Genomic DNA, 4,726 nt, shown 5'->3' with positions numbered 1-4,726 from the left:
GGGCGCCCCCCCCCCCCCCCCCCCCCCCGCGCTTCTTCGCCACCCTCGAAAGCTGCGGCGTCCAGCCGGTCAAAACCGTGGCGCTGGCGGACCATCAGGCGCTGAGCCAGGCTGATGTCGCCGCCCTGGTGACCGCCGATCAGACGCTGCTGATGACCGAGAAAGATGCCGTGAAATGTCGCGATTTCGCCGCTGCAAACTGGTGGTATTTACCGGTCGACGCCATAATGGCCGATGAACGCGCACAGCGGTTGCTTGCGGACTTAGCGACGTTGGCGCAACGTTAACTGACGCGCCGGCTTTGCTCGCCGCTGTGCTGGAATTCCTGACGGAGAACCTGCATGTCGGTATTGCAACTATCGCTTAACGAGGCGCGCCACCTCCATCTCGCGGCGCAGGGGTTGTTAAAGAAGCCCCGACGTCGCGCTCGCCCGAAAGACATTCTTTCCACCATCCAGCAGATGTCGCTGCTGCAAATCGATACCATCAACGTGGTGGCCCGCAGCCCCTACCTGGTGCTGTTCAGCCGTCTTGGCAGCTATCCGCAGCACTGGCTGGATGAGTCGCTGCGCAACGGCGAGCTAATGGAATACTGGGCGCATGAAGCCTGCTTTCTGCCGCGCAGCGATTTCGCCCTGGTGCGCCATCGCATGTTGAATCCCGACAATATGGGCTGGAAATACCATCGCGCGTGGATGGAGGAGCATGCCGGGAGTATTGCCGAGCTGGTGGCGCATATCGGGCAAAACGGCCCGGTTCGCTCGGCGGATTTTACCCACCCGCGCAAAGGCGCCAGCGGCTGGTGGGAGTGGAAACCGCATAAGCGCCACCTGGAAGGGCTGTTTACCGCCGGCGAAGTGATGGTGGTGGAGCGGCGCAATTTTCACCGCGTGTATGATCTAACCCGGCGGGTGATGCCGGACTGGGACGACGAGCGCGACGCGCTCTCCCGCGAAGACGCAGAGGCCATTATGTTGCGCAATAGCGCCCGTAGTCTCGGCATCTTCCGCGCCCAGTGGCTGGCCGATTACTATCGCTTGCGCCAGCCGTCGCTACCGGGTCTGCTGGCGGCCTGGCAGGAAGAGGGGCTGGTGGTGCCGGTTAACGTGGAAGCACTCGGCGAGATGTGGCTGCATCACGAGGCGCTGGCGCAGCTGGAGACCGCGCCCGGCGGTAAGCTGACCGCCAGCCATAGCGCCGTGCTCTCGCCCTTCGACCCGGTGGTCTGGGATCGGAAACGCGCTGAGCAGCTGTTCAACTTCAGCTATCGCCTGGAGTGTTATACCCCGGCGCCGAAGCGTCAGTATGGCTACTTCGTACTGCCTCTGCTGCACCAGGGAAAACTGGTCGGGCGGATGGACAGTAAAATACATCGCAAAAGCCGGGAGCTGGAGATCTTCGCTCTGTGGCTGGAGGAGGGGGTGAAGATCACCCGTGGTCTGGAGCAGGGGCTGCGCCGGGCGATTAACGACTTCGCACGCTGGCAATCGGCAGAGCGGATCCTTTGCCGACGCCTGCCGGAAGGGCTGTTTGTCGGCCAGGAGCAGGGGTGGGAAATCGACGCCGATTGATCCCGGCGCCTGCCTTCCTGTGATATGCTGCTGAGAAATCTATCCGGTCCATCAGGAGGAAACATGGATCACCGTTTACTTGAAATCATCGCCTGCCCGGTCTGTAACGGCAAGCTGTATTACAGTCAGGATAAGCAAGAACTTATTTGCAAACTTGATAGCCTGGCGTTTCCGCTGCGCGACGGTATCCCGGTGCTGCTGGAGACAGAGGCGCGTCCGCTGGCGCTAGAAGAGAGTCACTCATGAGTTTCGTGGTCATTATTCCTGCGCGTTTCGCCTCCACGCGCCTGCCGGGAAAACCACTGCAGGACATTAATGGTAAGCCGATGATTGTCCATGTGCTGGAGCGCGCTCGCGAATCCGGCGCGGATCGCATTATTGTCGCCACCGATCACGAAGATGTCGCCCGGGCGGTTGAAGCCGCCGGCGGCGAGGTCTGTATGACCCGCGCCGACCATCAGTCCGGCACCGAACGGCTGGCGGAAGTGGTGGAAAAGTGTGCGTTCAGCGATGACACCATTATCGTCAATATTCAGGGCGATGAGCCGATGATCCCCCCGGCGATTGTCCGCCAGGTGGCGGAGAATCTGGCTGCCAGCAGCAGCGGAATGGCGACGCTGGCGGTACCGATCCATGATGCGGAAGAGGCGTTTAATCCGAATGCGGTCAAAGTGGTGATGGATGCCGAGGGTTACGCGCTCTATTTCTCCCGCGCGACTATTCCCTGGGATCGCGATCGCTTTGCCCAAACCCGCGAGACCATCGGTGACTCCCTGCTGCGGCACATCGGCATCTATGGCTATCGCGCCGGCTTTATCCGCCGCTATGTCAGCTGGGCGCCGAGCCCGCTGGAGCAGATTGAAATGCTCGAGCAGCTGCGAGTGCTGTGGTATGGCGAGAAAATCCATGTCGCCGTGGCGGCCGAAGTGCCCGGCACCGGCGTGGATACCCCGGAAGATCTGGAGCGCGTCCGCGCTGAGCTGCGTTAGTCCTCTGTCCCCTCCTTGCTGGAGGGGATATCCCCGTCGGTTTTTCGCTTTTTTTACCCCTTTTTGATCTTATCCGATGACAAGCCAGGTGCGGGCGCTCATTATGAAACCAGTAGTGTTCATAGGGGTAATCGACAATGGAACAGTTGCGAACCGAACTCAGTCATCTTCTTGGCGAAAAGCTAAGCCGGGTGGAGTGTGTCAGTGAACAAGCCGCTACGGCGCTGTGGTTCCTGTACGATGCGCAGGGAAACCCGATGCCGCTGCTGGCGCGAAGTTTCACCACGCCCGGCGTGGCGCGGCAGCTGGCATGGAAGATCTCGACCCTGGCGCGTAATGGTACGGTGCGTATGCCGGTGGTTTATGGCGTCATGACGCACGAAGAACATCCCGGACCAGATGTGCTGCTGCTTGAGCGCCTGCGCGGCGTACCGGTGGAGGCGCCGACGCGCACCCCGGCGCGCTGGGAGCAACTGCAGGAGCAAATCGTCGAGGGGCTGCTGGCGTGGCATCGGCAGGACAGTGGCGGCTGCGTGGGAATGGTCGACAATACCCAGGAAAACCTATGGCCGAACTGGTACCGCCAGCGGGTAGAGATATTGTGGAGCACCCTGAACCTGTATCAGGACACCGGTCTCACCATGCAGGATAAGCGCCTTTTGTTCCGCTCCCGCGAGTGCCTTCCGGAGCTGTTCCGCGATTTCAATGATAATGCTGTGCTGGTGCATGGCAACTTCACTCTGCGCAGCATGCTAAAAGATCCGCGCAGCGATCAGCTGCTGGCGATGGTGGGGCCGGGGATGATGCTGTGGGCGCCACGCGAGTATGAACTGTTCCGCCTTGCTGAAGGCGGCCAGGCGGAACAGCTGCTGTGGCGCTACCTGCAGCAGGCGCCAGTTTCCGAGGCCTTTGTCTGGCGGCGCTGGCTTTATCTGCTGTGGGATGAGGTGGATAGTCTGGTCAACACCGGGCGCTTTGATCGCGCCCGTTTTGACCTCGCTGCAAAATCACTCCTGCCCTGGCTCGCCTGAGCTGCCTTTCAGCCATTGCCAGACGCGACCAAGGGTTTCATAGCCGACCCGGTCGCTGTGCATCAGCCACACTGGAGAAGGAATGGCCCGCTCCCACGGATTGAGCGGCGAGGTCACCGCCAGCTGATTGGCCGGCGCAGGAAGCGGATCCAGGCCGGCATGGCGAAAGAATATCATCGCCCGCGGAAGGTGTGACGCCGAGGTGACCAGCAGGAAGGGCGCGTCGCCGATGGCGCGCTTCACCGCCAGCGCTTCCTCTTCTGTATCTTTCGGCCGACCGAGCACAATGATATCGCTGCGAGGTACGCCAAGGCTCTCCGCCACTCTCGCCCCGGCTTCCGCCGTGCTGACGGGATTCGTTTTCGCCGCCGCGCCGGTAAAGATCATTTTCGAACCGGGATTCGCCTGCCACAGGCGGATGCCCTCCGTCAGGCGCGGCAGGCTGTTATTGATAAGATTAGAGCTTGGCGCCCACTCCGGATTCCAGGTATAGCCGCCGCCCAGCACCACCACGTAGTTCACCGGCTGCTCGCCGCGCCAGGTGGGGTAGGTATCTTCAATCGGTTTCAGCAGGCTGTCGGCCACGGGCTGAAGGCTCAGCAGCGTCAGCAGCAGCCAGCCGAGGCTCACGCATAGCTTCCCGGTACGCTGAAAGCGGCTGAACCATAACAGCGCGATCCCGATACCGATCAGCAACAGTAAGGCGGGTAGCGGCAACAGCAGGCCGCCGACGATCTTTTTTAGCGTGAAAAGCATGCCAGATGGTTCCTTTTTTAACCATATAACCAAAGTTATGTTCGGATCTTATAACAGATCGCTTCATTCTCGGCGCGGGTATGACAAAATAGCGGTTTTGTGTTGGCTTGTGGAGTCACTCGTGCAGGATCGCAATTTCGATGACATTGCTGAAAAGTTTTCGCGCAATATTTACGGCACCACAAAAGGCCAGTTGCGTCAGGCGATCCTCTGGCAGGATCTGGAACCGCTGTTGGCGCAGCTGGGGCCGGGACCGCTGAGGGTGCTGGATGCCGGCGGCGGGGAAGGGCAAACGGCCATCAAAGTCGCGCAACTGGGCCATCACGTGACGCTGTGCGATCTCTCCGCTGAGATGGTGGCTCGCGCCCGCCAGGCGGCC

At 60.9% G+C, this 4,726-nt stretch carries 7 protein-coding genes; 6 read left to right on the top strand and 1 reads right to left on the bottom strand.

Annotated elements, in window-relative coordinates:
• The 5 genes from HMPREF9538_RS02700 to HMPREF9538_RS02720 form a co-directional block, all read left to right on the top strand.
• Nucleotides 1-287: tetraacyldisaccharide 4'-kinase (locus tag HMPREF9538_RS02700; RefSeq protein ID WP_009486272.1), on the top strand; the 287-nt coding region annotated here is incomplete at its 5' end.
• Between the two features lie 54 nt (nucleotides 288-341).
• Nucleotides 342-1,571, top strand: coding sequence for a winged helix-turn-helix domain-containing protein (locus HMPREF9538_RS02705; protein ID WP_009486271.1), 1,230 nt, complete (start codon nucleotides 342-344; stop codon nucleotides 1,569-1,571).
• 63 nt (nucleotides 1,572-1,634) lie between these two features.
• Nucleotides 1,635-1,817, top strand: coding sequence for a protein YcaR (gene ycaR, locus HMPREF9538_RS02710; protein WP_002898177.1), 183 nt, complete (start codon nucleotides 1,635-1,637; stop codon nucleotides 1,815-1,817).
• Nucleotides 1,814-2,560 carry a 3-deoxy-manno-octulosonate cytidylyltransferase gene (kdsB, locus tag HMPREF9538_RS02715; RefSeq protein ID WP_004224020.1) on the top strand — a complete coding sequence of 249 codons (747 nt, stop codon included), beginning with the start codon at nucleotides 1,814-1,816 and terminating at the stop codon, nucleotides 2,558-2,560. Before ycaR ends, kdsB begins: the two co-directional genes overlap by 4 nt.
• A gap of 137 nt (nucleotides 2,561-2,697) precedes the next feature.
• Nucleotides 2,698-3,591, top strand: coding sequence for a YcbJ family phosphotransferase (locus HMPREF9538_RS02720; protein WP_004176684.1), 894 nt, complete (start codon nucleotides 2,698-2,700; stop codon nucleotides 3,589-3,591).
• On the opposite strand, the gene elyC is transcribed toward HMPREF9538_RS02720, so the two are convergent.
• Nucleotides 3,568-4,347, bottom strand: coding sequence for an envelope biogenesis factor ElyC (gene elyC / locus HMPREF9538_RS02725; RefSeq protein ID WP_009486269.1), 780 nt, complete (start codon nucleotides 4,345-4,347; stop codon nucleotides 3,568-3,570). The two genes, HMPREF9538_RS02720 and elyC, sit on opposite strands and share 24 nt — an antisense overlap.
• Before the next feature lie 121 nt (nucleotides 4,348-4,468).
• On the opposite strand from elyC, the gene HMPREF9538_RS02730 reads away from it, so the two are divergent.
• Nucleotides 4,469-4,726, top strand: a 258-nt coding sequence (locus HMPREF9538_RS02730) for a methyltransferase domain-containing protein (RefSeq protein WP_020313519.1), incomplete at its 3' end; no start/stop codon positions are given.

The sequence above is a fragment of the Klebsiella sp. MS 92-3 genome, assembly GCF_000195655.1.
In the GTDB taxonomy this organism is placed as follows: Bacteria; Pseudomonadota; Gammaproteobacteria; order Enterobacterales; family Enterobacteriaceae; genus Klebsiella; species Klebsiella pneumoniae.
This window is presented reverse-complemented; position numbering and strand designations above follow the sequence as displayed.

Coding starts and splice junctions, on each gene's coding strand:
- HMPREF9538_RS02705 (WP_009486271.1), top strand. CDS start 342: ATGTCGGTATTGCAACTATCGCTTAACGAGGCGCGCCACCTCCATCTC.
- ycaR (WP_002898177.1), top strand. CDS start 1,635: ATGGATCACCGTTTACTTGAAATCATCGCCTGCCCGGTCTGTAACGGC.
- kdsB (WP_004224020.1), top strand. CDS start 1,814: ATGAGTTTCGTGGTCATTATTCCTGCGCGTTTCGCCTCCACGCGCCTG.
- HMPREF9538_RS02720 (WP_004176684.1), top strand. CDS start 2,698: ATGGAACAGTTGCGAACCGAACTCAGTCATCTTCTTGGCGAAAAGCTA.
- elyC (WP_009486269.1), bottom strand. CDS start 4,347: ATGCTTTTCACGCTAAAAAAGATCGTCGGCGGCCTGCTGTTGCCGCTA.